At 65.5% G+C, this 24,686-nt stretch carries 23 protein-coding genes; 16 read left to right on the top strand and 7 right to left on the bottom strand.

Annotated elements, in window-relative coordinates:
* Positions 1-6: 6 nt before the first annotated feature.
* A complete protein-coding gene (locus tag IEV87_RS05825) occupies positions 7-486 on the bottom strand; it encodes a hypothetical protein (RefSeq protein ID WP_188476710.1) in 480 nt (159 codons plus the stop codon).
* 104 nt (positions 487-590) lie between these two features.
* Here IEV87_RS05825 and trkA point away from each other — a divergent pair, with 104 nt between their 5' ends.
* The 4 genes from trkA (at position 591) to hflX (ending at position 5,142) form a co-directional block, all read left to right on the top strand.
* Positions 591-1,967, top strand: a complete 1,377-nt coding sequence (trkA, locus tag IEV87_RS05820) for a Trk system potassium transporter TrkA (RefSeq protein WP_188476709.1) — start codon at positions 591-593, stop codon at positions 1,965-1,967.
* A 4-nt stretch (positions 1,968-1,971) separates the two neighbouring features.
* A complete protein-coding gene (locus IEV87_RS05815) occupies positions 1,972-3,489 on the top strand; it encodes a TrkH family potassium uptake protein (protein ID WP_188476708.1) in 1,518 nt (505 codons plus the stop codon).
* A 142-nt stretch (positions 3,490-3,631) separates the two neighbouring features.
* Positions 3,632-3,871, top strand: coding sequence for an RNA chaperone Hfq (gene hfq, locus IEV87_RS05810; RefSeq protein WP_011047807.1), 240 nt, complete (start codon positions 3,632-3,634; stop codon positions 3,869-3,871).
* Positions 3,871-5,142 (top strand): GTPase HflX, encoded by a 1,272-nt coding sequence (hflX, locus tag IEV87_RS05805; RefSeq protein WP_188478357.1) that lies wholly within the window; start codon positions 3,871-3,873, stop codon positions 5,140-5,142. Before hfq ends, hflX begins: the two co-directional genes overlap by 1 nt.
* Here the strand turns inward: hflX and IEV87_RS05800 are convergent.
* Positions 5,139-6,083 carry an aldo/keto reductase gene (locus tag IEV87_RS05800; protein WP_188476707.1) on the bottom strand — a complete coding sequence of 315 codons (945 nt, stop codon included), beginning with the start codon at positions 6,081-6,083 and terminating at the stop codon, positions 5,139-5,141. The two genes, hflX and IEV87_RS05800, sit on opposite strands and share 4 nt — an antisense overlap.
* Before the next feature lie 71 nt (positions 6,084-6,154).
* On the bottom strand, positions 6,155-8,623 hold the full coding sequence (locus tag IEV87_RS05795) for a penicillin acylase family protein (RefSeq protein WP_229737438.1): 2,469 nt from the start codon (positions 8,621-8,623) through the stop codon (positions 6,155-6,157).
* 103 nt (positions 8,624-8,726) lie between these two features.
* Here IEV87_RS05795 and IEV87_RS05790 point away from each other — a divergent pair, with 103 nt between their 5' ends.
* The 3 genes from IEV87_RS05790 (at position 8,727) to IEV87_RS05780 (ending at position 12,350) form a co-directional block, all read left to right on the top strand.
* Positions 8,727-9,596 carry an NAD(P)-dependent oxidoreductase gene (locus tag IEV87_RS05790; protein ID WP_188476706.1) on the top strand — a complete coding sequence of 290 codons (870 nt, stop codon included), beginning with the start codon at positions 8,727-8,729 and terminating at the stop codon, positions 9,594-9,596.
* A 267-nt stretch (positions 9,597-9,863) separates the two neighbouring features.
* Positions 9,864-11,255, top strand: a complete 1,392-nt coding sequence (locus IEV87_RS05785) for an amidohydrolase family protein (RefSeq protein ID WP_188476705.1) — start codon at positions 9,864-9,866, stop codon at positions 11,253-11,255.
* Positions 11,256-11,360: 105 nt separating this feature from the next.
* Positions 11,361-12,350, top strand: coding sequence for an isopenicillin N synthase family dioxygenase (locus tag IEV87_RS05780; protein ID WP_188476704.1), 990 nt, complete (start codon positions 11,361-11,363; stop codon positions 12,348-12,350).
* An 11-nt stretch (positions 12,351-12,361) separates the two neighbouring features.
* Here the strand turns inward: IEV87_RS05780 and IEV87_RS05775 are convergent, their stop codons facing one another.
* Positions 12,362-12,769, bottom strand: a complete 408-nt coding sequence (locus IEV87_RS05775; RefSeq protein WP_188476703.1) for a RidA family protein — start codon at positions 12,767-12,769, stop codon at positions 12,362-12,364.
* A gap of 215 nt (positions 12,770-12,984) precedes the next feature.
* On the opposite strand from IEV87_RS05775, the gene IEV87_RS05770 reads away from it, so the two are divergent.
* The 9 genes from IEV87_RS05770 (at position 12,985) to IEV87_RS05730 (ending at position 21,352) form a co-directional block, all read left to right on the top strand.
* Positions 12,985-13,980, top strand: a complete 996-nt coding sequence (locus tag IEV87_RS05770; protein ID WP_188476702.1) for an ABC transporter substrate-binding protein — start codon at positions 12,985-12,987, stop codon at positions 13,978-13,980.
* A gap of 153 nt (positions 13,981-14,133) precedes the next feature.
* Entirely contained in the window at positions 14,134-14,919 is a 786-nt protein-coding gene (locus IEV87_RS05765) for an ABC transporter ATP-binding protein (RefSeq protein WP_229737437.1), read from the top strand.
* On the top strand, positions 14,916-15,770 hold the full coding sequence (locus tag IEV87_RS05760; RefSeq protein ID WP_188476701.1) for an ABC transporter permease: 855 nt from the start codon (positions 14,916-14,918) through the stop codon (positions 15,768-15,770). The genes IEV87_RS05765 and IEV87_RS05760 overlap by 4 nt, the downstream gene beginning before the upstream one ends.
* Positions 15,770-17,032, top strand: a complete 1,263-nt coding sequence (locus IEV87_RS05755) for a cytosine deaminase (protein ID WP_188476700.1) — start codon at positions 15,770-15,772, stop codon at positions 17,030-17,032. Before IEV87_RS05760 ends, IEV87_RS05755 begins: the two co-directional genes overlap by 1 nt.
* Entirely contained in the window at positions 17,029-18,429 is a 1,401-nt protein-coding gene (locus tag IEV87_RS05750) for an FAD-binding oxidoreductase (RefSeq protein ID WP_188476699.1), read from the top strand. The genes IEV87_RS05755 and IEV87_RS05750 overlap by 4 nt, the downstream gene beginning before the upstream one ends.
* Positions 18,430-18,451: 22 nt before the next feature.
* The gene (locus IEV87_RS05745; protein WP_188476698.1) at positions 18,452-19,036 is read left to right on the top strand and encodes an NAD(P)H-dependent oxidoreductase; all 585 of its coding nucleotides are present in this window, start codon (positions 18,452-18,454) and stop codon (positions 19,034-19,036) included.
* Positions 19,033-19,659: an NAD(P)H-dependent oxidoreductase gene (locus IEV87_RS05740; protein ID WP_188476697.1), complete on the top strand. Its 627-nt coding sequence runs from the start codon at positions 19,033-19,035 to the stop codon at positions 19,657-19,659. Before IEV87_RS05745 ends, IEV87_RS05740 begins: the two co-directional genes overlap by 4 nt.
* Positions 19,656-20,573, top strand: a complete 918-nt coding sequence (locus tag IEV87_RS05735; RefSeq protein WP_188476696.1) for an isopenicillin N synthase family dioxygenase — start codon at positions 19,656-19,658, stop codon at positions 20,571-20,573. Before IEV87_RS05740 ends, IEV87_RS05735 begins: the two co-directional genes overlap by 4 nt.
* Positions 20,570-21,352, top strand: a complete 783-nt coding sequence (locus IEV87_RS05730; protein ID WP_188476695.1) for a creatininase family protein — start codon at positions 20,570-20,572, stop codon at positions 21,350-21,352. The genes IEV87_RS05735 and IEV87_RS05730 overlap by 4 nt, the downstream gene beginning before the upstream one ends.
* Here the strand turns inward: IEV87_RS05730 and IEV87_RS05725 are convergent.
* Genes IEV87_RS05725 through IEV87_RS05715 form a run of 3 tightly spaced genes read right to left on the bottom strand, consistent with a single transcriptional unit; the run spans position 21,341 to position 24,683 of the window.
* Entirely contained in the window at positions 21,341-22,243 is a 903-nt protein-coding gene (locus IEV87_RS05725) for a 2-hydroxyacid dehydrogenase (protein WP_188476694.1), read from the bottom strand. The two genes, IEV87_RS05730 and IEV87_RS05725, sit on opposite strands and share 12 nt — an antisense overlap.
* On the bottom strand, positions 22,240-23,847 hold the full coding sequence (locus IEV87_RS05720; RefSeq protein ID WP_188476693.1) for an ABC transporter ATP-binding protein: 1,608 nt from the start codon (positions 23,845-23,847) through the stop codon (positions 22,240-22,242). The genes IEV87_RS05725 and IEV87_RS05720 overlap by 4 nt, the downstream gene beginning before the upstream one ends.
* Positions 23,847-24,683 carry an ABC transporter permease gene (locus IEV87_RS05715; protein ID WP_188476692.1) on the bottom strand — a complete coding sequence of 279 codons (837 nt, stop codon included), beginning with the start codon at positions 24,681-24,683 and terminating at the stop codon, positions 23,847-23,849. The genes IEV87_RS05720 and IEV87_RS05715 overlap by 1 nt, the downstream gene beginning before the upstream one ends.
* Positions 24,684-24,686: the final 3 nt, after the last annotated feature.

Genomic DNA, 24,686 nt, shown 5'->3' with positions numbered 1-24,686 from the left:
GGCGCCCTAGCCCTTGACCGTGTTCACGATCTGGTAGTTGTCCCCGCCGCGCGGGATGATGCAGCTTCCCTTGGTCAGCGGCGGCTGCGTGCGGGTGATCGCCGGGGTTACCTGCGCCTTGACCGCATCGGAACACAGCGGCAGCGATACCCGGTCATAGCCCTTGGCCGCGACGCACTGGTTTTCCAGCGACCGCCGTTCGGGCGCGTTCACGTCCGTCGTGATGATCTCGGGCCGTTCGTAGTAGCCGGGCCGGGTCGTGCAGTTCCCCGCGGCATCGCAGAACTGCTGCGGCGGGACGTACATGCCGGGCTCGACCGTCGTGACCTTGTTGACCGGGGCGAGCCGCAGCGCCTCTGTCGCGCAGGCATAGCGGTCGCGCGACACCTGCTGCGTGCTGGCCCCTTCGCGATAGGTGATGTCCTGCGAACATCCCAGGATGAGCAGGCAGGGCAGGCACAAGGATAAGGCGCGGGCGTTCATCATTCCGCCACTCTGCCGTGAGTCGCGCGCGGGGACAATTCGTTTGACCACCCCTCGCGCATCTGTCATGCGTCAGGTCCGACAAGGGCAGGTCCCGGAGAGCGGACATGAAGGTCATCATCTGTGGCGCGGGCCAGGTCGGCTGGCAGATCGCGCGCCACCTTTCCAGCGAAAACAACGACGTGGTGGTGGTGGACAACAACCCCGAGCTGATCCGTCGTGCCACCGACACGCTGGACGTTCAGGGCATTGCCGGCTTCGCCTCCTACCCCGACGTGCTGGAAAAGGCCGGGGCGCGCGACGCCGACATGATCATCGCCGCCACCTATTCGGACGAGGTCAACATGGTGACCTGTCAGGTGGCGCATTCGGTCTTTGCGATTCCGCGCAAGATCGCCCGCCTGCGCGCGCAGAGCTACCTGACCGCGATCTATTCCGACCTCTACCGCCGCGACCACATGCCGATCGACGTCGTGATCTCCCCCGAGCGGGAGGTCGCTGAGGCCGCACTGCAACGTCTTCAGGCCCCCGCGGCCTTCGATACGGAAACCTTCCTCGGCGGCAAGGCGCAGCTTCTCGGCATTACCATCGACGAGGACTGCCCGGTGGTGAACACGCCGCTGCGCCAGCTTTCCGACCTGTTCTCGACGCTCAGGGCCATCGTGGTGGGCATCCGCCGCGACGGCCGGCTCTTCGCGCCCGAGGCGAACGACCAGATCTTCCCCGGTGACGCCTGCTACATCTGCGTGGTGACCGAGGACGTACCGCGCACCCTGGAGGTCTTTGGCAAGACCACCCAGACACAGGAACGGGTCATCATCGTCGGCGGCGGCAACGTCGGCCTGGCGGTGGCGCAGCACCTGGAAAAGAAGGGCAGGGGCATCCGGGCCAAGGTGATCGAAAAGGACCGCAAGATTGCCGAACGTGCCGCCGACGCACTGGAGCGCACCATCGTGCTGAATGGCGACGGGCTGGACAAGACTCTGCTGGCCGAGGCCGGGGTGACCCGCGCCGACGCAATCCTCTGCGTTACCGACGACGACAAGACCAACATGCTGGCCGCCGTGCGCGCCAAGGCGAGCGGTTGCGACATGGCCATCGCGCTCATAAACGACCCGACGCTGGTGCCGCTGATGGCGCCGCTTGGCATCGACGCCCATATCAACCCGCGCCAGACCACCGTCAGTTCGATCCTGCGCCACATCCGCCACGGGCGGGTGCGTGGCGTCTATTCCATCGGCGATGCGGAGGCCGAGGTGATCGAAGCCGAGGTTCTGTCCACCAGCCCGATCGCCGGCCGGTCCCTGCGCGACATCGACTTCCCGGAAGGCGTGCTGATCGGTGCCATCGAACAGAACGGCAAGGTCATGAAGCCCGAGGGCAAGATCAAGGTCGACGCGGGCGATGTGATCCTGATCTTCGCGCTGGCCGATGACGTGCCCGAGGTCGAGAGACTGCTTCAGGTCTCCATCGACTACTTCTGACCCGATGCAGCTGCGCCTGTCCGATCAGCCCCTGTTCCTTGTCCTGGTGGCCGTGTCGGCCCTGTCGATGCTGCTGCCCGCGCTGGTCGGCCTCGCGATGGAGGATTTTCTCATCGCGCGCAGCTATCTCTACGCCGGGCTGATCGGCATCTTCCTGTGCTGGCTGATCGCCATCGCCCGCGGTCGCCGCCCGCAGGGGCGGCGCAACGCGGACCTTGTCGGTCTGCTGTCCCTGCTCGGGGCCTACGTTCTGATCCCGGCCTATCTGGCGATACCGTTTCACGAAAGCCTGAAATCCACGACGTTTCTGAACGCGTATGTCGAAATGGTCTCCGCCCTGACGACAACCGGCGCGACGATGTTCGAACCCGGCCGCCTGCATCCGGCACTGGAGCTTTGGCGCGCGCAGATCGGATGGATGGGCGGGCTGCTGATCTGGGTGGCAGCGGCGGCGGTGCTGGCGCCGCTGAACCTTGGCGGGTTCGAGGTCACCTGGGCCGCCGCGCCGGGGTCGGCCGGCGGGGACAGCGACCGGTTCACCCGTGCCGACATCCTGCGCCGCGTGATCCGGGTCACGGCGCAGCTGGCCCCCGTCTACCTGATGCTGACCGGCGTGCTCTGGGTGCTGCTGCTCATCAACGGTGACACCGCGCTCACCGCGCTCTGTCACGCGATGTCGACGTTGTCGACCAGCGGCATTTCTCCGGTCGGCGGGCTGTCCAACTCCGACAGCGGCATCCCGGGGGAGATGGTGGTCTTCCTGTTCCTGATCTTCGCGCTCAGCCGGATAAGCTTTACCTCTGACACTTCCGTCTCCCGCTTCGGCCTGCACCTCGATCCGGAGCTCCGCCTCGGCACGCTGATCGTCCTGGGTGTTCCGCTGCTGCTGTTTCTGCGCCACTGGATTGCCGCGTTCGAGGTCGACGCGGGCGAGGACCTGGGGCTTGGCCTGCGCGCCTTCTGGGGGGCGCTGTTCACAGTGATGAGCTTTCTCACCACCACCGGGTTCGAAAGTGCCGAATGGGACAGCGCGCAGATCTGGTCGGGGCTGGGGACGCCGGGCATCGTGCTCATGGGCCTCGCCATCATGGGCGGGGGCGTCGCGACCACCGCCGGGGGCGTCAAACTGATGCGCGTGTTTGCGCTCTATCTGAACGGACTGACGGAAATGCAGAAACTGGTGCATCCGAACTCCGTCTCGGGCATGGGCGCGGTGGCGCGGCGGATCGGAAGGCAGGGGGCATATCACGCCTGGATCTTCTTCATGCTCTTCGCGATCACCCTCGCGACGCTGATGCTCCTGCTGGCGCTCTTCGGGCAAAGCTTTGAAAGCGCGACGGTACTGGCGGTCTCCGCCCTGACCACCACCGGACCTCTGCTGACTCTGGCAAGCGAGGTGCCGATCGTGCTGGGCGATCTCGGATGGCAGGCCAAGGTGGTATTCGGCGCGGGCATGGTGCTTGGCCGGCTGGAGCTTTTGGCGATTATTGCGCTGCTGAACCCCGATCTGTGGCGGGACTGACGCAAATTGGCGTCTTTGTTGATAAAATCGTTAAATTGGGGCTGGAAAACCCCGACGCCTGCCCGCATACTCTGATGCGCTAGAGGGTATGCCGCGCCGCGGTACAGTGAACACAGAAAAACAAGAACATAAGGCTGTAAATATGGCTTCCGACAGACAGAACCTGCAGGACGCATTTCTTAATCACGTGCGCAAGACAAAGGTTCCGGTCACCATTTTCCTGATCAATGGTGTGAAACTACAGGGCGTGATTACCTGGTTCGACAACTTCTGCGTACTGCTGCGCCGCGACGGCCAGTCGCAGCTGGTGTACAAGCACGCGATCTCGACCATCATGCCTGCGCAACCGATCAGCCTCTACGAAGGCGAAGACGCGAATTGATACCCCATGACAGGCCCGTCACGCGGGCCTGGGTTCTACATCCCGATCTCTACGGAGACGACCGCCGCCACGCGCCCGAGTTCGCGCTGGAGGAGGCCGTTTCGCTTGCGCGCGCGCTCCCTGACCTTGAGGTTCAGGGCCAGACCATCGTGCCCGTGCGAAAGGCGGTGCCGGCGACTTTGTTCGGATCGGGCAAGATCGATGAGCTGAAGCAGCACTTTTCCGACCATTCGGTTGAACTTGTGCTGGTTGACGGCGCGGTCACGCCGGTGCAGCAGCGCAATCTGGAAAAGAAATGGGGCGTAAAGCTGCTCGACCGGACCGGGCTGATCCTTGAGATCTTCAGCGACCGCGCCCGCACAAGGGAGGGCGTGCTTCAGGTCGAAATGGCGGCGCTCGCCTATCAGCGCACCCGGCTGGTCCGCGCTTGGACCCACCTTGAACGGCAGCGCGGCGGTCTCGGATTTGTCGGCGGCCCCGGTGAAACCCAGATAGAGGCCGACCGCCGCGCCATCGACGACCAGCTTGTCCGCCTGCGCCGCCAGCTGGACCGCGTGGCGAAGACCCGCGAACTTCATCGCGCCGCCCGCGCCAAGGTGCCGTTCCCGATCGTTGCGCTCGCTGGCTATACAAACGCCGGAAAATCCACGCTTTTCAACCGCCTGACCGGGGCGGAGGTCTTCGTCAAGGACATGTTGTTCGCCACGCTCGACCCGACCATGCGGCGGGTCCAGCTTCCCGGCAACGGCCCCGAGGTTATCCTGTCGGATACCGTGGGTTTCATATCCGACCTGCCGACGCAGCTGGTCGCCGCCTTCCGCGCCACGCTGGAAGAGGTGCTGGAGGCCGACCTCGTGCTTCATGTCCGCGACATCTCTCACCCGGAGACGGAGGAGCAGAAGGCCGACGTGCACGATATCCTCACCGACCTCGGCCTGTCCAAGGACGTGCCGGTGCTGGAGGTCTGGAACAAGGTCGACCGCCTGTCCGACGAAGCCGCCGCCGCCACCTTGCAGCGCGCCGAGCGTGAGGGCGTTCATCCGATCTCTGCAGTTACCGGTTACGGGCTGGACGCGCTGCTGCGTGCCATTGAGACCGGCCTGGATCAGGAACGCCTGACCGAGCTCGTGACCCTCGGTTTCGGGGACGGGCGCAAGCGCGCCTGGCTCTTCGACCTCGGCGTCGTGGCAGAGGACCGCCAGACCGACACCGGCTACGAAATGACCGTGCGCTGGACCGCGGGGCAGGCGGCGCGGTTCCGCGCGCTTTAGTCTGCGGGGTGCCCCGCCGCATCCAGCATCGCCATCTGCTCTGCCGTAAGGTCAATCGAAACCGCCCGGATTAGGCTGTCCAGCTGCGCGACCGAGGTCGCCGAGGCGATCGGTGCGGTCACGCCCGGTTTCCGCATCAGCCAAGCGAGCGATATTTCCGCAGGTGTCGCACCGGTTTCCTCCGCCACCCCGTCCAGGGCATCCAGGATCGCCAGGCCCTTCGCATCAAGGTATTTCCCGATACTCCGCTCGCCACGCGGCCCCCTGAGATCGGCTTTCGTGCGGTACTTTCCGCTGAGAAACCCGGACGCCAGGCCAAAGAAGGGAATGACCCCGATGTCATGGGCGATGCAGAAATCCGCCAGCGGCCCTTCGAAGACCTGCCGCGTATACAGGTTGTATTCCGGTTGCTGCGCGCCATAGCTCACCGGTCCGGCCCCCTCTGCCGCCTGCATCTGTGCCGCGTCGAAGTTGGATGCCCCGATGGCACGGACCTTTCCTGCCGTCATCAGCCGGTCATAAGCGGCAAGCGTTTCGTCATGCGGTGTGTCGGCGTCGGGCCGATGCGAGAAATAGAGGTCGATGCGATCCGTCCTCAGCCGCCTGAGCGACTGTTCCACCTCGGTCTCGATCCAGGCGGAGGAGAGCCCGCCGCCGTCGGGCATGGGCGATCCGACCTTGGTAATGACCTGAACCCTGTCCCGCATGGCGGGGTTGGCCGCGAACCAGTCTCCGATGATCGTTTCGCTTTCGCCGCCGCTGTGACCCGGAACCCATCTGGAATAGACATCCGCCGTGTCCAGCGTGGTGATCCCCCTCTCGACCATCCGGCTGAGAAGGTCGTGAGAGGTGGCGCGGTCAGCGGTCCACCCAAAGACATTGCAGCCGAACACGACCGGCGAAATCATCAGGCCGGTGCGGCCCAGGCGGATCGGGGTCATGGCGGGGTCTCCTTCTTCCGGAATACCCTAGCGCGCATATCCCCGGGGCCAACCCCTGCGGGACCGGCGTTTCAGTCCAGCGGCTCCAGCACCGTGATCCCTTCGTTCGCGGCCCTCGCAAGGTCCGCGTCCAGCGACATCGGCACGTATTCCCCCCGCCGCCAGAGCTGGGCAAGATCGTCGTAATGCTGCGACAGGAAATGCCCCGACTGCCCGGTCGAGGTGATGAAGACCGAGGAATTCGGGTCGGCAAAGTCATAGACCCCCCGAAACCCCGCGCCGTGCACGTTGAGATAGGGGTTCGGCCCCGTGCCCCGCGTCATCCCGCGCAGCAGCGTGTTGTCGCCGCCGCTGGTGGACTGGCGGATATTCACGAAATGCCGCAGCACCGGCACCTCGCCGAGGATCTGGTGGTCGTGGGTCGCCTGATGCGCGTCGCCCCACCTCAGGCTTTCCAGCGCGTCGCCATAGCGTTCCTCGATCCAGACGAGCGCATCGTCAAGCGCGAGCCGGGCAATGTCGGAGCAGGTCTCCTCCGGCGAGGACTGGCGAATGTCGCACCACTCCGCCGCCCCGTCGATGTTGCGGAAGACGCGTTCGAGGAAGACCGGCTGGACATGCACGAACTCCTCCGCCAGCGGGCCGAGGTCGTCCTGGATCAGCCGGGTCTGCAGCGCGCGCAGCCAGGCGGCGTAGATCAGCGGCTCGGGAAGGTGTTCGTTCATCTCCCCGTTCCAGTCGGCCAGCAGTTCCAGCGCGCGCTGGCGCAGACGCTCCGGCGTGCCCTCGGGCGCGGCTTCTCCGGTGAACCAGAGGTCCTTCCCGATCAGCGGCAGGAGGGAACGCGCGGTGAAGGAGACCGTGTCGAGCTGCGCCTCGATGAAGCTGTCCCGCGTATGCACCTCGCGCGACTGCATCAGGCGGCGCCAGCGATGCACCCGCTGCGTGTCGCCCCAGAGATAGCTGACATGGTCGGGGAAGGGCCGGTCCACCGTCTTGTTGTTGGTATTGCCGAGGATCCCGCCCGGCGGGTCGCGGAATTCGGGGTTCTGCTCATAGGGCTGGAACCCCTGCCATCGGTTCTGCGCCAGCCAGCCCTTCGTCGGCATCCGCCCCTCGGTCTCGTGCCCCCGATCGCGCGCGGGGATCAGTCCGACGGTTTTCATGGCGATGCCCGAGCGGTCCGCGAGCGTGACGTTCTGTGCCGGGGCCGCGGTGCCGCGCAGCGCCTCCAGCGCCTCTTCGATGTTACCGGCGGACATCAGCCGGATCCCGGCGGCGACGGTCTTGTCATCGACCTCCAGCGCGGTCCACGAGACACTGGCGACATGCCCGGGCGGGGTGATGGTTTCAAGGTCGTAATCCGCGCCGCTCAGCACAGGGCCGTTGTCGGTCCAGCGCAGGGTGATGGTGACCGGCTCCGCCCCCTTGATGCGGATGATGGAGCCGCGCGTTTCGAATTGCCGGAACCCGTCCGGCGTGCGGTATTCCTGAGGGTTCTGGGGGTTCAGCTGTTCGATATGCACGTCCTGATCGTCGACATAGGCCGTGGTCAGGCCCCAGCCCAGACGGTCGGACCGTCCCGACAGGACGGACGGAATGCCGGGAATCGTGCCGCCGATGACCCCGCCGCTCTGCAGTTCCAGCCGCGCGAGATACCAGATGGTCGGGGCAGAGAAGCCCAAGTGCGGGTCGTTGGCCAGCAGCGTCCCCCCTGCAGCGGAACGGGAGGGTGCGGCGGCAAAGGCGTTGGATGCCCCGGCGAAATCGGGGTGCCGGATCGGAGAGAGCGGATCGTCCGAATAGCCCGCGCCCTCGGCATAGCGCGGCAGGCCCGGGAACAGCCCGGCGTATTTCGGCAGCGCGGCAATCGCGCCACCCGGCGCATCCGGCATGATGTCGCGCAGCCGGTCCGGGTCGGGCAGGGCGAGCGAGGTGCGCGCCCGCATTACCTCGTTCCCCATGTGCCCGGTCAGCTGCAGCGCCATCAGCTTGCCCATGGCGATCGAGTCGGCGGGCGTCCACGGCGCGACCGGGGCGGAGAACAGGAACAGTTCCGGCGCGCCGCGGCCCAGGGCGGAGGTGTTGATTTCCTCGAGCCTCGCGTTCACTCCGGCAGCATAGGCGCGCAGCTTGGCAAGCGTCTCCTCATCCTGGTAGTTCACCGCCTCCCGCGCGATTCCATACAGGTCGAACCGCCGCAGCAGCTTGTCGATCTTCAGCGTCCGTGGCCCGAAGACCTCCGACAGGCGACCCTGCACCGTCCATCGCATCACCAGCATCTGCCATAGCCGGTCCTGAGCATGGGCATAGCCCAGCCCGTAGAGCACATCCTCGTCGCTGGCGCCGAAGATATGCGGCACGTCGGCATTGTCGCGCACGATCTCGACGGGGGCGGAGATCCCGGCGACCCGAAGCGTCTTGTCATAGTCGGGAAGAGAGCGCGAGGCGAACCAGTAGACCAGCGCGACCGCGATCACCGCCAGCACCACCAGCCCCGTGGCGATCCGGAACAGCCACAGAAACACCTTGCCCAACATCGCCTGTCCTTCTTGCCGTCGGCCTATCGCCTTCGGGCCCCCTTGCCTTTGAGGTCCCGCCCCGGCACTAGCTATAGGCGAAGCCGCAAGAGGGGAAAAGACCATGGCAAAAGTCGCGTTTCTGGGTCTCGGGGTGATGGGCTATCCGATGGCCGGACATCTGGTTGCCGCGGGTCACGAGGTGACCGTCTACAACCGCACCGCCGCCAAGGCGGAGGCCTGGGTGAAGCAGCACGGCGGATCCATGGAAACAACGCCGCGGGAGGCCGCGGCGGGGGCGGAGTTCGTCATGACCTGCGTCGGCAATGACGACGACCTGCGCATGGTCTGCACCGGCAAGGACGGCGCCTTCGCCGGCATGGAGGAAGGAACGATCCTGGTCGACCACACCACGGTGTCGGCAAAGGTGACGCGCGACCTGGCCGCCATCGCCTCGGGCGGCGGCATCGGCTATGTCGATGCGCCGATCTCGGGCGGGCAGGCGGGGGCGGAGAACGGTCAGCTTTCCGTCATGTGCGGCGGTGAGCAGGCGGTTTTTGACAGGGCCGCCCCGGTGATCGACGCCTACGCCAAGATCTGCCGCCGCCTCGGCGACACCGGCGCGGGCCAGATTACCAAGATGTGCAACCAGATCGCCATCGCCGGGCTGGTGCAGGGCCTGTCGGAGGCGCTGCACTTCGCCCAGAAGGCTGAAATGGACGGCGCGAAGGTGGTGGAGGTGATCTCTCAGGGCGCCGCCGGATCCTGGCAGATGCAGAACCGCTACCAGACCATGCTGGACGATCATTTCGAACACGGGTTTGCGGTGGACTGGATGCGGAAGGACCTTGGTATCTGTCTCGACACGGCGGACGAGATCGGCGCGTCGCTGCCGGTCACGGCGCTGGTCGATCAGTTCTACAAGGACGTGCAGAAGATGGGCGGGGGAAGGTGGGATACCTCGTCGCTGCTGAAGCGGCTGACGCGGGAGTAGGACGCGAGCGGCGGGCTTCAGCCCGCCATCCCTCCGCCCAAAAATTCAGCAACCGGCTTTCCGGCCACCCCGGCAATCACGTTTTCCCATGACTCCCGCCCCCCGACTCGCCCATCAAGGAGCCGAGTAGAAGCGGTAGGGCCCGGCCCTGACATTGCTCATCAGATCGACACCTGCGGCCCCGGCCGCGCGACTTGATGAGACGGCCATGCTTCGTTGCACCCCATTCCGCCCGCACCATCGCGCCGCAATTGCGGAGGTCCGCCCGTGACCTCTTTCCTGATCGCCAATATCGCCCATGGCCTGACCGGGGACGCCGCCGGCACACGGTTTTCCGGTACCCTGCGGGTCCGCGGGGGCCTGATCGCGGCCATGGGGGACCTGACGCCCGAACCGGGCGAACGGGTCATCGACGCGACAGGCTGCGTGGTGACGCCCGGTCTGGTGAACACGCACCATCACCTGTTCCAGTCGGTGCTGAAGGCCGTGCCGGCGGGCATGAACGCCGCGCTCGACGACTGGCTGCGGCTCGTGCCCTACAGCTTCTGGCCGCTGATCGACGAAGAGGCGCTGCGTGTTTCCGCCACCATCGGCCTTGCCGAACTGGCGCTGAGCGGGGCGACGACCGTGGCCGATCACCACTATGTCTACTCCGACCGCTACGCCTATGACCCGTCCGAAGTCCTGACCGCCACCGCCGCCCGCTTTGGTCTGCGTTTCGTTCTGGGCCGCGGCGGTATGACGAAGGGTCGGGTTTTCGATGACCCTGACATGCCCCCGCCGCCGGTCGAGACATTGGACCAGTACCTCTCCGGCGTCGAAGCCGCCGCAACCCGCTGGCACGATCCGTCGGATCTGGCGATGACCCGCGTGGCATCCGCCCCGACGACGCCCTGCTTCAACCTCGACCCCGGAATGCTGCGCGAGGTGGCCCAGACCGCCCGAAACAGGGGCCTGCGGATCCACGCGCATCTATCGGAGAACGAAGCCTACGCCGCCCTCACCCTCGCGAAGTTCGGACAGCGCCCGGTCGACTGGCTTGCCGGTCACGACTGGCTTGGCCCCGACGTCTGGTTCGCGCATCTGGTGGATTGCACGGCGGAGGAGATCGCGCAATTGGCCGCCACGGGCACCGGAATGGCGCACTGTCCGCAGGCCAATGCGCGGCTCGGCTCCGGCATCGCCAGCGCGGACGCCCTTCATGCCGCCGGGGGGCAGGTTTCGCTCGCCGTGGACGGGGCGGGGGCGAACGAGGCGGCGGACATGGGCGGGGCGATGTATGCCGCCTTTGCGTTGCACCGCGCGACCAAGGGGGTCACCGCGATCCGCCCCGAAACGGTGCTGCACTGGGCGGCCGAGGGCGGGGCGAGGATGCTCGGCTACAAAAAGACCGGCCGGCTTGCCCCCGGCATGGCGGCCGACATCGCGCTCTTCGATCTGGACCACCCGCGCAACTTCGGCCTTCACGACCCCGCGCTGGCGCCGGTCATCACCGGAGCCGCCACGGTCCGCCACAGCTTTGTCGGCGGAAATCCCGTGGTGACGGACGGCAGGCTCCCGTGGCTCGACCTGGCGGAGCTGCGCGACGACGCCGCCCGCATCACGGCCCGGATCGCGCAAGCCGTCCGCCAGAACGACCGGAGGCCGGCCCATGCCTGACTTCCGCCCGCCATCCGGGGGCATCCCCCGGCCAATCCGGAGTAGAAGCAGTCAGCGCCCGCACGGCGCCGGTCATTGCTCCCCGACCCTGAAAGGACCGGACGAATGAGCACTGAAAACACCATGGCCGAACTCGCCAAGGAATCCCGCATGGGCGCCTACGGTGAAGAGGTCCACCGCGACATCCCACGCATCGACATGAGCGATTTCCGCGCCAGGAAGGCCGAGATCACGGAACAGCTCTGGTCCGCCGCCACCGACATCGGCTTTTTCCAGCTGACCAACCACGGCATCCCGCAGCCGCTGGTGGACGAGGCCTTCGCGATCTCCGCCGCCTTCTTCGACCTGCCAACCGCGACGAAAGAGGCCATGCCCCTGAAGCCCGGCACCAATGCGGGCTGGGAATACATGGCGCAGGTCCGGCCCTCGACCGGAACGGCAGACCGGAAGGAGAGCTTCCAGATCACCCTGCCGCGGATGGACGGCCTCTGGCCCTCCGAATCCGACCTTGCCGGGTTCCGTGCCACCATGCTGGCCTTTGAACGCCACAACTGGTCGCTGGCGATGAAGGTCCTGTCCTGCTTCGCCGACAAGCTGGCCTTCGATCCGAACCTCTTTGTCGACGGTCACGATCCGCTCAGGCCCGAATACCAGTCGACGCTGCGCCTGATCCACTACCTCGGGATGGAGGATGCCAAGCCCGAGGATTTCAAGTTCTGGCGTGCCGGGGCGCATACGGATTTCGACTGCCTGACGCTGCTGCATCAGAAGACAGGGCAGGGTGGCCTGCAATTGTGCCCCTTCAAGGACAGTGAGGGGCGGGCAATTGCCTGGACCGATGTGCCGCCGCTGGACGGGGTCATCACCTGCAACATCGGCGACATGCTGATGCGCTGGTCGGATGACAAGCTGCAGTCCACCCTGCACCGTGTCCGGATGCCGAAACCCGAGGAATACCTCGGCCCCCGCTACTCCATGGTCTACTTCGCCCAGGCGAACACCGACACGATGCTGACCGGGCCCGAAGGCAAGTACGAGCCGATGACCGGCGGTGATTACATCAGGATGCGTCTCGGCGCGAACTACAGGAAATGACGGGCCCGTGCTCAGTGCGAGTCGTCGGGCGGGATCGTTGCCATGGCCTCGATCTCCACGACGAATTCGGGGCGGGTGAACCCGCACACGATCATCAGGGTGGAGGCGGGCAGGTGGCTGACCCCCGCCAGCCAAGCATCCCGCGCGGCCATGTAGCCCGGCATATGCGCGCGGTCGGTGACATAGGCGTTGATGCGCAGCAGATGCGCTTTGCTCGTCCCGCCATCGCGCAGGATCGCGTCGAGGCTGGCAAAGATCAGCCGCGCCTGCGCCTCCGCCCCCGAAGGTACCGTTCCGTCGGGGGCAAGTGCCAGCTGGCCGGAGGTCACGACGATGCCATTCACCCCGATCGCCGCCACGCCGTGGGCATATCGCGCGAAAGGCGGGGACATATCGGCGGGGATCAGGCTGCGGAGCATGGCGGAGTCCTTTCTGCGGCTTCCCGATCTGTTGCAGCCGCCACCCTCCGCGCCAAGACCGAGCGACGACCGGGGCCGCAGGCGCGAAGGCGAAACGATTGGTCTGCACAAATTTCGGGCAAGACCGCAATCGGCCCGCACGCCCCGGCGGGTTACCTCTGTATCCCCATCAAACCAATTGAGAAAATTACAAAAAATTCAACCGGGAGAATCAAATGACCAGAACGAAACTGACGCTCACTGTGGCCCTTACGGCGCTAGCCGGTACCGCGACCGCCCAGGACCTGCCCAAGGTTGCCTTCGGCACCAACTGGCTGGCGCAGGCGGAACACGGCGGTTTTTACCAGTCCGTCGCGGACGGCACCTACAAGGAATGCGGGCTCGACGTCTCCATCGTGCAGGGCGGACCGCAGGTGAACAACCGCGCCCTGCTGCTGGCCGGCAAGATCGACTACCACATGGGCGGCGATCTCCTGCAGGCCTTCAACGCGGTGAAGGAAGGGGTGCCGGTCGTCTCCGTCGCGGCCGTCATGCAGAAACACCCGCAGGTGATCGTGACGCACCCGGGCAAGGCCAAGACCTTCGAGGACCTCAAGAACCTCACCCTGCTGATCGGCGACAACGGCTACCAGTCCTACTACCAGTGGATGATCAAGGCCTACGGCTTTACCGAGCAGCAGCGCGAACCCTACACCTTCAACCCCGGCCCCTTCCTCGCGGACGAGAACAAGGGGATGCAGGGTTATCTTTCCTCCGAACCCTACCTGGTCGAAAAGGAGGGCGGGTTCGTGCCGGATGTCTTCCTGATCGCCGACGCGGGCTATTCCACCTACGCCACCACGATCGAGACGATGGCCGACACCATCTCCTCCAAGCCGGAAGAGGTGAAATGCTTCGTCGATGCCTCCATCAAGGGCTGGTACACCTATCTCTACGGCGATCACTCGGCCGCTGACGCGATGATCATGGCCGACAACCCCGAAATGACGCAGGACAAGATCGACTTCGCGATCGAGAAGATGCTGTCCGAGGGGATCGTCGACTCCGGCGATACGGAAACCATGGGCATCGGCGCCATGACCGACGAGAAGGTCGAGGATTTCTACGCCAAGATGGTCGAGGCCGGTGTCATCGACGCGGGCATCGACTGGAAATCCGCCTTCACGACCGAATACGTGAACCAGAAGGTCGGGATGGACCTGAAGAAATAACGGCTTGATCCAAGCCAAAGACCGGGCGGTGCGCTCCGTACGCAAGACCCGCCCGGCGTTTGCGCCGGGCAGCGGCCGACCCGCCCCCCTGGGGCGGCCGCTGCCCTGTCCAAAGACCGTTGACGCAAGAAGACCGACCGGGAGCAACCCCGCATGAACCAGACCCGCCCGCCCATAGACCAGCGCGCCCCGCTGCTGCGCATGTCGCATGTCGAAAAGACCTTCCGCGGCAACGTCGTCGCCCTGCGCGACATGAACCTTGCGGTGAACCAGGGCGACTTCGTCTCTCTCCTCGGCCCCTCGGGCTGCGGCAAGTCCACCGCGCTGCGCCTGATCTCGGGCCTGATGTCCCCGACGTCGGGCCGGATCGAATGGACCGGCGGGCAATCGAAGGACGACCTCGGCGTGGTCTTCCAGGAGCCGACGTTGATGCCATGGGCGCGGGTGGTGGACAACGTCTGGCTGCCGTTCCGCCTGCGCGGGGTGCCCTATACCGATGTCAAGGATGACGTGCTCGAGGCGCTTCGGCTGGTCGGGCTTGAAAAGTTCCAGCGCGCCTTTCCGCGCGAACTGTCGGGCGGCATGAAGATGCGCGTTTCCATTGCCCGCGCACTTGTCACCAAGCCGCGCCTGATCCTGATGGACGAACCCTTCGCCGCGCTGGACGAGATCACGCGCCACAAGCTGAACAACGACCTCTTGGCCCTGCGGGAACAGATCGGCTGCACCATCATCTTCGTGACGCATTCGGTGTTCGAATCCGTGTTCCTGTCGGATCGCATCGTCGTCATGGCCGCCCGCCCGGGCCGCGTCATCCGGGAGGTGCAGGTGACCGCCCCCTATCCGCGCGACGAGGAATTCCGCACCTCCGCCGACTATGCCGCGCACTGCCGCGAGGCCTCCGAAGCGCTGCATGACGCCATGGGAGAGGCCGCATGACCATAGCCGACACCACCCCCGTGACCACCGAGGATCAGGAAGAACTCGCCCGGTTCCGCCGTGAACGTGTCATGAAGATCGCGAGATGGACGCTGCCCTCGCTTGTCATGATCCTGACGGTTCTGGCCTGGCATCTCTACGTAGCGATCAACGAAGTGCCGCATTATGTGCTGCCGGGGCCGGGTCTGGTCGCGCAGAAGATGGTGGAGGATTGGGGAATTCTGTGGCCTGCCATGATCTTGACGGGCAGACTTACCATTCTGGCATTGCTGTTCGCGGTTATTGGCGGGGTCGGGCTTGCCGTCGCCTTCACTCAGTCAAAGTGGGCAGAACTTTCGTTCTTCCCATACGCGGTGATCCTTCAGGTCACGCCGGTTGTCGCCATCGCGCCTCTCATCCAGATCTACGTCGACAATGCTTTCGTCGCCGCGCTGCTCTGCGCCTGGATCGTCGCTTTCTTCCCGATCCTCTCGAACACGACGATCGGCCTGAAGTCCGCCGACCACAATCTTTCCGACCTCTTCACCATCTACGGCGCGACCCGGTGGCAAAGGCTCCGCTATCTCGCCGCGCCTTCCGCGTTGCCCTTCTTCCTCGGCGGGCTCAAGATCGCAGGAGGTCTGGCGCTGATCGGTGCCGTGGTGGCGGAGTTCGTGATCGGACGCGCGGGGACCGGGCTGGGTCTTGCCTCGACACTGCTTGAGGCCTCCTACCGGTTCAACTTCGGGCGGCTCTATGCGGCACTGATCCTGATTTCGGTCATGGGCGTCGTTATCTTCGCGCTGATGAGCCTGATCAGCCACCTCGCCCTGTTCCGCTGGCACGAAAGCGCGCTGAAGAGAGAAAGCTGATGGACTTCAAGACCCTGCCAACCGGACGTTTCACCCTGAGGGACGTCACCGTTCCCGCCTGCCTGCTCGGGCGGGACGGCGGACTGATCCGCACCGACATCGGCGTGGACGGCGGAAAGCTGGCCGGCCCCGGCGGTGAGGACGTTCCGATGCACGGCGCGATGGTGCTGCCCTGCTTCACCGACATGCACACGCATCTGGACAAGGGCCACATCTGGCCGCGCGCCTCCAACCCCGACGGCACCTTCGACGGAGCCCTGTCCACCGTCCGCGCCGATCACGCCAACTGGTCACCGGAGGATGTGGCTGCCCGCATGGAATTCTCGCTCAAGTCGGCCTATGCCCACGGAACCGCCCGCATCCGCACACATCTGGACAGCGTGAACGGCCAGTACAAACGCAGTTGGCCCGTCTTTGCCGAAAAGCGCGACCAGTGGGCCGGGAAGATCGACCTGCAGGCCTGTTCCCTGATGAGCTGCGACCGCTTTTCCGATGCCGGTGAGTTTCTCGACATCGCGACCACGGTGAAGGAGATCGGCGGCGTGCTTGGCCTCGTCACCTATCCGGTAGAGGGACTGAAGGACATCCTGCTGCGGTTCTTCGACATGGCCGCGCGCATGGACCTGTCGGTCGATTTCCACACGGACGAGACGATGGACCCGACCTCAGAAACCCTGCGGGTGATCGCGGAAGTGGTGCTTGAGACGGGGTTTGCCGCGCCGGTCGTGGTCGGCCACTGCTGCTCTGTCTCGACACAGGAGGAGGCGCGGGCGATGGACACGCTCGACCTTGTCGCGAAGGCCGGGCTTCACGTTGTCTCTCTGCCGATGTGCAACCTCTACCTTCAGGACCGGGTGCCGGGCCGTACCCCGCGCAACCGGGGCGTGACACTGGTGCACGAGATGAAGGACAGGGGCACGCGCGTCAGTTTCGCCTCCGACAACACGCGCGATCCGTTCTACGCCTACGGCGACCTCGACATGCTCGAGGTGCTGCGCCAGGCCACCCGCATCGCCCATCTCGACCATACCGGAGAGGACTGGGTGAACTCCGTCACCGCGACGCCCGTCGCGACCTGTGAGTGGCACGCTCCGGGGCTGAGCGAAGGTGCTCCGGCCGATCTGGTGATCTTCCGCGCCCGCGAATGGACGGAGCTTTTCGCGCGGCCGCAATCCGACCGCATCGTGCTGCGCAATGGCGCCGCCATCGACCGTACGCTGCCCGACTACGCCGAACTCGACGACCTCATGAGGACCGCATGACCGCCAATATCGCCGCCGCCAAGGCCGCTCTTGCCCATCTTGACCTTGAGGAGAGGGAAGCCGCGATCAAGTCCGCCAGCCGCGATTTCTTCTGGTATTCACCCGTGCTGAAAGACCGGCTCGACCACGTCCTCGCGGATTTCGTCGTCCGTCCGAAGACGGAGGCCGAGGTAATCGAGGTGCTGAAGGTCTGCTACCAGCACGACGTCCCCGTGACCACGCGGGGTGCCGGGACAGGCAACTACGGTCAGGCGATGCCGCTCGCCGGCGGTTGCGTCATGCACCTGAGGAACATGAACAAGGTCAAGGAGATACATCCCGGACGTGTGGTGACGGAACCGGGCGTTCTGCTACGTGAGCTCGACGAGGCCTGCAACGAACAGGGGCAGGAGATCCGAATGTTCTCCTCAACCTGGGACACCGCGACTGTCGGCGGTTTCATCGCCGGGGGATCCGGCGGCATCGGATCCGTCCACTGGGGCTCCCTCCGCGATCTCGGCAACATCATCCGCCTGCGCGTCGTGACGATGGAGGCCGAACCGCGCATTCTCGAATTCCGGGGTGAGGAGCTTGCCCGCGTCTCCCACGCCTACGGCACCAACGGGATCATCACCGAACTCGAACTTCCTCTCGCGCCCGCCTACGACTGGACGGAGGTCTTCGTCGCCACCGACACCTTCTCCGAAGCCGTCGCCTTTGCCGATGACCTCGCCAACAACGACGGCATCCTGCTGAAACTCGCCTCCGTTTACGAAAACCCCATTGCCCACGCCTATTTCCAGCGCGTGAAGCCGCATGTGGAGGAGGGCACCAACCTGATCGGCCTGATGGTCGCACCGCATTCCATGGATGGTTTCCTGACTTTCCTCGCGCGGCGGCCCGAGGCGCGGATGATCTATCGCTCAGACGATCACGACTGGCCGCGCGCGCCTGGGCGCGTCTTTGAATACGGCTGGAACCACACGACGCTCAGGGCGCTCAAGGTCGACCCGTCCATCACCTATCTTCAGGTGCGCTACGCCTTCCCGGACCACCGCGCGCTGATCGAGAGGATCCGCGCCATGTTCCCGGGAGGTGAGGTCATGCAGCATCTCGAAGCGCTCCGCATGGGCGGCAAGGTCGCCTTCGCGGGCCTGTCGCTCGTCAAGTTCACCACCGAAGAACGCCTGAACGAGATCATCCACCTGCATGAAGAGGCCGGCGCGATGATCTTCAACCCGCACCGCTACACGCTCGAGGAAGGCGGGCGGCAGACCGTCGACGCCACGCAGCTGAACTTCAAGAAAGAGGCCGATCCCAAGGGCCTGCTCAACCCCGGCAAGATGATCGCCTGGGACGACCCGGATTTCGGCTACAGGGAGATGTATGCCTATCCGGGTATGAGGGCGGCGGAATGACAATCCTACGCAGGATCGCCCCATGACCCGCGCCCTCGTCCTATATGCCCATCCCGTTCCGGACAGCTTCAACGCGGCCGTGCATCGCACCGTGGTCGACACCCTCACCGCGCGGGGGTGGGAGGTCGACGACTGCGACCTGAACGCGGAGGGGTTCAGTCCGGTCCTGACCGAACACGAACGCCGCACCTACCACGACCAGCCGGGCAATATCGAACCGGTTGCGGGCTATGTCGACCGGCTCCGCAGGGCCGAGGCGCTGATCATGGTCTTCCCGGTCTGGAATTTCGGCTATCCCGCCATCCTGAAAGGCTTCCTCGACCGTGTCTTCCTGCCCGGCGTCTCCTTCGCCATGGACGATGCGGGGCATGTGGTCCCCAACCTGAAGAACATCCGCAAACTGGCGGCCTGCACCACCTACGGCGGACGGTGGTCCCGCGCGTTCCTTGTCGGCGATCCGCCCCGGAAATGCGTCACCCGGGCGGTCTGGCACGTCTGCCGCCCCGACAAGACCCGTTACATCGCGCTCTACGACATGAACAACAACAAGGAACCGCAGCTGACCGCGCATCTCGCCCGCGTCAAGCGCGAGATGGAGACGCTGTGAAGGCGCTCGTTGTATATGCCCATCCCCGGGAAGGCAGCTTTACCGCCGCCGTGCGCGACGGCGTGCTGGCCAAGCTGGACGCGGCGGGGGCGGAGGTCCGCCTCTTCGACCTCTACGCAGAGGGTTTCGATCCGGTGCTGTCCGCGCAGGAACATACCGACTATCTGGAGCCGGACATCAACCGGAAGGCCCTGGTCCCGCATGTGGACGCGCTGGAATGGTGCGACACGTTGATCTTCATCTATCCGACCTGGTGGTATGGACTGCCCGCGATGCTCAAGGGCTGGCTCGACCGGGTGCTTCTGCCCGGCGTCGCCTTCCACATGCCGCAGGCGGAGGGAGAGACCATCGGGCGCGGACTGACCCACATCAACCGGCTCGGCGTCTTCACCACCTGCGGCGCGTCGTGGTGGCTGACCCGCGTGATCGGTGCGCCGGGACGCCGGACGCTGATGCGCGGGGTGCGGCTGCTGTGCGCGCGACGCTGCCGGACGGCCTTCGCGGCGCACTACCTGATGGACAGTTCATCGGACGCCAGCCGTGAGAAGCACCTGCGCCGGGTGGCCAAGGAAATGGACCGCTTCCTCGCTGGCCAGACCGTACGAGAGGAGGTCACCGCATGATCCCCGTTCTGAGCTATGCGCAGCTGACCTCGGACCCGAAAGCCTTTTCCGAGGCGCTTGGCACCGCCTGCCGGGAAACCGGCTTCTTCCTGCTGGCCGACCACCCGGTGCCGGAAGACCTGGTCGCCGGTGTCTTTGCCCACGCCGACACGTTCTTTTCGCTACCGTCCGACCTCAAGCAACCGCTCTCCATCTCGAACAACCCGCACAATCGGGGCTGGGCGCAGATGGGAACCGAGAGCCTTGACGACACTTCCGTCCAGACCGACCGGAAAGAGGCGTTCAACGTGGGCTACGACCTTTCCCCCGAAGACCCCCGCGTATTGGCCGGAGAGCCGTTCCGGGGTGTGAACGTCTGGCCCGACCTGCCGGGGTTCCGCGATACGCTGCTGGCCTATTATCGCTCCGTTCACGGGCTTGGCGTCCGGCTGCACGATGCCATCGCGATGGATCTGCGCCTGCCTGCGGACTACTTCGTCCAGCACTTCACCGAACCCATGGCGACGCTGCGCATCCTCTCCTATCCCGAAGCCACCGGCGCGGACGGAGAGATCGGGGCGGGTGCTCATACCGATTACGGATCGCTCACTCTGCTGATGACGGACGGGGAGCCGGGGCTGCAGGTGCGCCCGCGCGGCGGCGACTGGACCGATGTGCCCCATGTCCCCGGGGCCTTCGTGGTGAACATCGGCGACTGCTTGATGCGGTGGAGCAACGACACCTACGTCTCCACCCCTCACCGCGTCCTGCCGCCGAGGCGCAAGCGGCGCAGTATCGCCTTTTTCCTCGACCCCAACCCGGAGTCGGTGATCGCCGCGCTTCCCGGTACCGGAGAGCCGAAATACCCTGAGATCACCGGCGCAGACTACCTCCGCTCGCGCCTTGACGCGACCTACAAACCGGATCCGCTATGACCCGACACGACTGGACCAGCTATCGCGCACCGGAGTTCGACGCGATCGACCCTATGACCACCATCGCCATCCTGCCGACGGCGGCGGTTGAACAGCACGGGCCGCACCTGCCGGTCGGGACCGACACGCTGATCGCCGAAGGCATGCTGGCCAAGCTGAGGGAGATGTGCCCCGACGACCTCGACATCCGCATCCTGCCGGTCATGGCGGTCGGCAAGTCGAACGAACATCTCTGGGCGAAGGGTACTCTGACCCTGTCCGCCGCCACCGCGCTCGCCGCCTGGACGGAAATCGGACTGTCCGTCGCCCGCGCCGGCATCCGCAAGATCGTCATCGCCAACAGCCATGGCGGCAACCTCGACCTGATCTCGATCCTCTCGCGCGAACTGCGGGTGGAGGCGGGGATGCTCGCCGTCAAATGCCAGTGGGGCAATTTCGGCCAACCGGAGGGGATGTATACGGAGCATGAGCGTAAGTACGGCATCCATGGCGGGGACGTCGAAACCTCCCTCATGCTCGCCTTCAACCCCGAGACGGTCGACATGAGCAAGGCGAAGAACTTCCGATCCGCAGCCGAGACCTCGCCGATCCCGCCGACCGGACCGGTCAGCCGGGGATGGATCGCCTCGGATCTGAACGCCGATGGCACGGTTGGCGATGCCTCTCTCGGCACCGCCGAGAAGGGCCGCGCGACGGCGGCACATCAGGTGGCGGGGTTTATCGGGATGCTGCGGGACGTTGAGGGGATGCCGCTGCCGACCGCGCCCTCAAAGATCTAGCGAAGCCAGTCCGCGCTGCACGTTGGCCACCACGGCCGAATGCATCGGCGTACTGGCGACGTGCGGGGTGACGAACACCTGCGGATGCGACCAGAGCGGGCTGTCCTTGGGAAGCGGCTCCGTTTCGAACACGTCGAGGGACGCGCCGGACAGCTGTCCTGAGTCCAGCGCCGCCATCAAGTCGCCCTCGACCAGATGCCCGCCGCGCCCGATCTGGATCAGCGCCGCGCCCTTCGGGAGCCGCGCGAAGGTATCGGCATTCAGAATGCCTGTCGTCTCGGGCGTCAGGGGAAGCACGTTGATCAGGATGTCGGTCCCGGCGAGGAAATCGCCAATCGCCGCGGTCGTCATGTGCATCACGCCGGGCAGCGGATCGGCGGGGAGGGAGCGGGACAGCACCGTCACCGGATAGCCAAGCGCAACAAGCGCCTGCGCGATGGCCTGCCCCATCATCCCGAAGCCCATGACCCCGATCCGCCGCAGCGTCGGGCTCTGATCCCCGACCCGCCGCGCCCATTCACCCTTTGACTGGGCGTTCAGGAAATCGCCCATCCTGCGGTGATGCCAGAGCACGTGGAAGGCCGCGAAACCGGCCATCTGAAGCGCCTGATCAGGATCCTCGACCCGAAACACCGGCACATCGGGGAGGGAAGGGCAGTCGAGGATCGCGTCGACCCCCGCGCCGACCGAAAACACCGCGTGAAGGTTGGGGTAGGGCGCAAACGCGTCATCCGCCGGCTTGAATGTCAGCACGAAAGCCACCGCCTCCGGGTCCGTCACCTGATCGGGCGTCAGCAACTCGATCTCCGGCGCAAGCTCCGCGAAGGGCCGCGCGAAAAAGTGCATCATGTCCAGTACGGTGCAGGTGGCGACGCCGGTCACGCGTCTCATTCCGCCGCCTGTCCCCAGCCCCCGCCGGGCACCGCCGCGAGAAGCGTGCGCGTGTAGTCGTGCTGCGGGTTCAGGAAGACCTCCGAAACCGGCCCGATCTCCACCAGCTTGCCCTTCTGCATCACCGCGATCCGGTCACAAAGCTGCGCGGCGACCCTCAGGTCATGGGTGATGAACAGGATCGACAGGTCGAACCGCGTGCGCAGGTCACGCAGCAGGTCCAGCACCTGCGCCTGAATGGACACGTCAAGCGCCGAGACCGCCTCGTCCGCGATGATAAGCTCCGGGTCCATGGCCAGCGCACGGGCGATCCCGATGCGCTGCCGCTGCCCGCCGGAAAACTCGTGCGGATAGCGGTCCACGGCATCCGCGCCAAGGCCAACGGTCTCCATCAGTTCCTTCGCCCGCGCCCGTGCCTGTGTCTTCGCGACACCCTTGGCAATCGGCCCGTCCGTCAGGGCCCGCATGATCCGGTGCCGCGGGTTGAGCGAGGCGTAGGGGTCCTGAAACACCATCTGCACCTTGTGACGGGCCTTGCGCAATTCGGCATCGGTCAAGGCGGCCATGTCGGTGCCGCCGACCACCACCTCACCGGAATCCGGCGTCACCAGCCGAACCACCGCGCGGCCAAGCGTCGACTTGCCCGACCCGGATTCCCCGACCAGCCCCAGCACCTCGCCCCGCGCGATGGTGAGAGAGACGTTGTCGATGGCCCGCACCTCCCGCTTTTCGCGGAACAGGCCGCCGCCGGTCTTGTAGGTCTTGGCAAGGTTCCGGATCTCCAGCGCCGGGGCCTTCGCGACCTCAACCGACTGCGCGACCAGTCCCGAGGGGATCGCCTCCAGCAGCCGTTTGGTGTAGTCGTGCTGCGGGGTCTCCAGCACCTCCTTCGCCGTGCCGCGTTCGACGATCTCGCCATAGCGCATGACGATGACCCGGTCCGCGATCTCGGCCACAACGCCGAAATCATGGGTGATGAACATGACCGCCATGCCCCGCCGCTCGCGCAGATCAAGGATCAGTCTGAGGATCTGTGCCTGCGTCGTCACGTCGAGCGCGGTTGTCGGTTCGTCGGCGATCAGCAGTTCCGGCTCCAAGGCCAGAGCCATGGCGATCATCGCCCGCTGCCGCTGCCCGCCGGACAGCTGGAACGGATAGGCGCGGATGATCTTTTCCGGATCGGGAAGCTGGACCTCCCGGATCAGTGCCAACGCTTTCTCGCGTCGCTCGGCGGGGCGGTGACGGTTGTGCGCCTCGAACACCTCGGCGATCTGATCGCCGATCCGCATCAGGGGGTTGAGTGCGGTCATTGGTTCCTGAAAGATCATCGCGATCTTCTCGCCGCGCAGGGCCCGCTGCTGGGTCTCGCTGATGCGCAGGATGTCTTGTCCACCGAATTGCGCAGTGCCCTTCGCGACGGTCACGCCCTCGGGCAGCAGGCCCATGATCGCGTTCGCCGTCATCGACTTGCCCGACCCGGATTCACCGACGACGCAGAGGATTTCTCCGGACCCGATCTCGTAGGTGCAGTCCTTGACGGCAAAGTCCCGGTCCGCGCCACGGGGCAGGGCGATGTTCAGTTCGTTGATCGCAAGAACGCTCATCACCGCCCCTTTCGCGCCAGATGGGGGTTCAGCGCATCGTTCAGCCCCTCTCCGATCAGGTTCAGCGCCAGCACCGTCAGCACGATCGCCACGCCCGGAAAGAACGACAGCCACCAGGCCGACCGGATCACCGTCCGCGCCGCGCCGATCTGGAAGCCCCAGGACATGATGTTCGGATCGCCGAGGCCGAGGAACGACAGGGAACTTTCCAACAGGATCGCCGTCGCCACCATGAGCGAGGCCATGACGATTATGGGCGAGACGGTGTTCGGCAGCACCTGCCGCACCAGAATATGCATGTTCGACAGCCCCGCCAGCCGGGCCGCGTCGACATATTCGCGCTTGGTGACCGACATCACCTCGGCTCGGACCAGACGCGCGACCGGGGGCCACGACACGATGGCGATGGCGATGGTGATCGAGGTCAGCGTCGGTTCGAGGATCGCCACCAGCACGATGGCGAGCGCGAAGTTGGGAATGGTCTGGAAGAACTCGGTGAACCGCATCGCGCCCTCGTCCACCCATTTGCCGTAGAACCCGGCGAGGGCACCCAGAGGCACGCCGATCAGCAGCGCCATAACGGTCGACACGAGCCCGACCAGCAGCGACACCCGCGCGCCATAGACAAGCCCGGCGAGCACGTCACGGCCAAGCGTGTCGGTGCCGAGCGGAAGGTCCTCGTTCGTGAACGGGACAAGGAAGGGCCGCTGCACCATTGCCCAGGGCCCGCGCGGGAACATTACCGGAGCCAGCAGCGCGACGGCGATCACCGCGATCAGGATGGCCAGCCCGAGAAGGGAGCCGCGGTTGGAGAGGAAGCGTTTCCAGAGTGTCATGAG

The organism is Primorskyibacter flagellatus (assembly GCF_014638275.1).
GTDB lineage: Bacteria > Pseudomonadota > Alphaproteobacteria > Rhodobacterales > Rhodobacteraceae > Pseudooceanicola > Pseudooceanicola flagellatus_A.
Note: the sequence above shows the minus strand (reverse complement) of the source record. Positions and strands in the feature narration are given on the sequence as shown.

What these genes read in the sequence shown, in the direction of transcription:
- IEV87_RS05790 (WP_188476706.1), top strand. Translation starts at nt 8,727, where the DNA reads ATGGCAAAAGTCGCGTTTCTGGGTCTCGGGGTGATGGGCTATCCGATG.
- IEV87_RS05800 (WP_188476707.1), bottom strand. Translation starts at nt 6,083, where the DNA reads ATGACCCCGATCCGCCTGGGCCGCACCGGCCTGATGATTTCGCCGGTC.
- IEV87_RS05725 (WP_188476694.1), bottom strand. Translation starts at nt 22,243, where the DNA reads ATGAGACGCGTGACCGGCGTCGCCACCTGCACCGTACTGGACATGATG.
- trkA (WP_188476709.1), top strand. Translation starts at nt 591, where the DNA reads ATGAAGGTCATCATCTGTGGCGCGGGCCAGGTCGGCTGGCAGATCGCG.
- IEV87_RS05825 (WP_188476710.1), bottom strand. Translation starts at nt 486, where the DNA reads ATGATGAACGCCCGCGCCTTATCCTTGTGCCTGCCCTGCCTGCTCATC.
- IEV87_RS05760 (WP_188476701.1), top strand. Translation starts at nt 14,916, where the DNA reads ATGACCATAGCCGACACCACCCCCGTGACCACCGAGGATCAGGAAGAA.
- IEV87_RS05750 (WP_188476699.1), top strand. Translation starts at nt 17,029, where the DNA reads ATGACCGCCAATATCGCCGCCGCCAAGGCCGCTCTTGCCCATCTTGAC.
- IEV87_RS05715 (WP_188476692.1), bottom strand. Translation starts at nt 24,683, where the DNA reads ATGACACTCTGGAAACGCTTCCTCTCCAACCGCGGCTCCCTTCTCGGG.
- IEV87_RS05775 (WP_188476703.1), bottom strand. Translation starts at nt 12,769, where the DNA reads ATGCTCCGCAGCCTGATCCCCGCCGATATGTCCCCGCCTTTCGCGCGA.
- IEV87_RS05795 (WP_229737438.1), bottom strand. Translation starts at nt 8,623, where the DNA reads ATGTTGGGCAAGGTGTTTCTGTGGCTGTTCCGGATCGCCACGGGGCTG.
- IEV87_RS05735 (WP_188476696.1), top strand. Translation starts at nt 19,656, where the DNA reads ATGATCCCCGTTCTGAGCTATGCGCAGCTGACCTCGGACCCGAAAGCC.
- IEV87_RS05780 (WP_188476704.1), top strand. Translation starts at nt 11,361, where the DNA reads ATGAGCACTGAAAACACCATGGCCGAACTCGCCAAGGAATCCCGCATG.
- hfq (WP_011047807.1), top strand. Translation starts at nt 3,632, where the DNA reads ATGGCTTCCGACAGACAGAACCTGCAGGACGCATTTCTTAATCACGTG.
- IEV87_RS05720 (WP_188476693.1), bottom strand. Translation starts at nt 23,847, where the DNA reads ATGAGCGTTCTTGCGATCAACGAACTGAACATCGCCCTGCCCCGTGGC.
- IEV87_RS05755 (WP_188476700.1), top strand. Translation starts at nt 15,770, where the DNA reads ATGGACTTCAAGACCCTGCCAACCGGACGTTTCACCCTGAGGGACGTC.
- IEV87_RS05770 (WP_188476702.1), top strand. Translation starts at nt 12,985, where the DNA reads ATGACCAGAACGAAACTGACGCTCACTGTGGCCCTTACGGCGCTAGCC.
- IEV87_RS05765 (WP_229737437.1), top strand. Translation starts at nt 14,134, where the DNA reads ATGAACCAGACCCGCCCGCCCATAGACCAGCGCGCCCCGCTGCTGCGC.
- IEV87_RS05745 (WP_188476698.1), top strand. Translation starts at nt 18,452, where the DNA reads ATGACCCGCGCCCTCGTCCTATATGCCCATCCCGTTCCGGACAGCTTC.
- IEV87_RS05815 (WP_188476708.1), top strand. Translation starts at nt 1,972, where the DNA reads ATGCAGCTGCGCCTGTCCGATCAGCCCCTGTTCCTTGTCCTGGTGGCC.
- IEV87_RS05730 (WP_188476695.1), top strand. Translation starts at nt 20,570, where the DNA reads ATGACCCGACACGACTGGACCAGCTATCGCGCACCGGAGTTCGACGCG.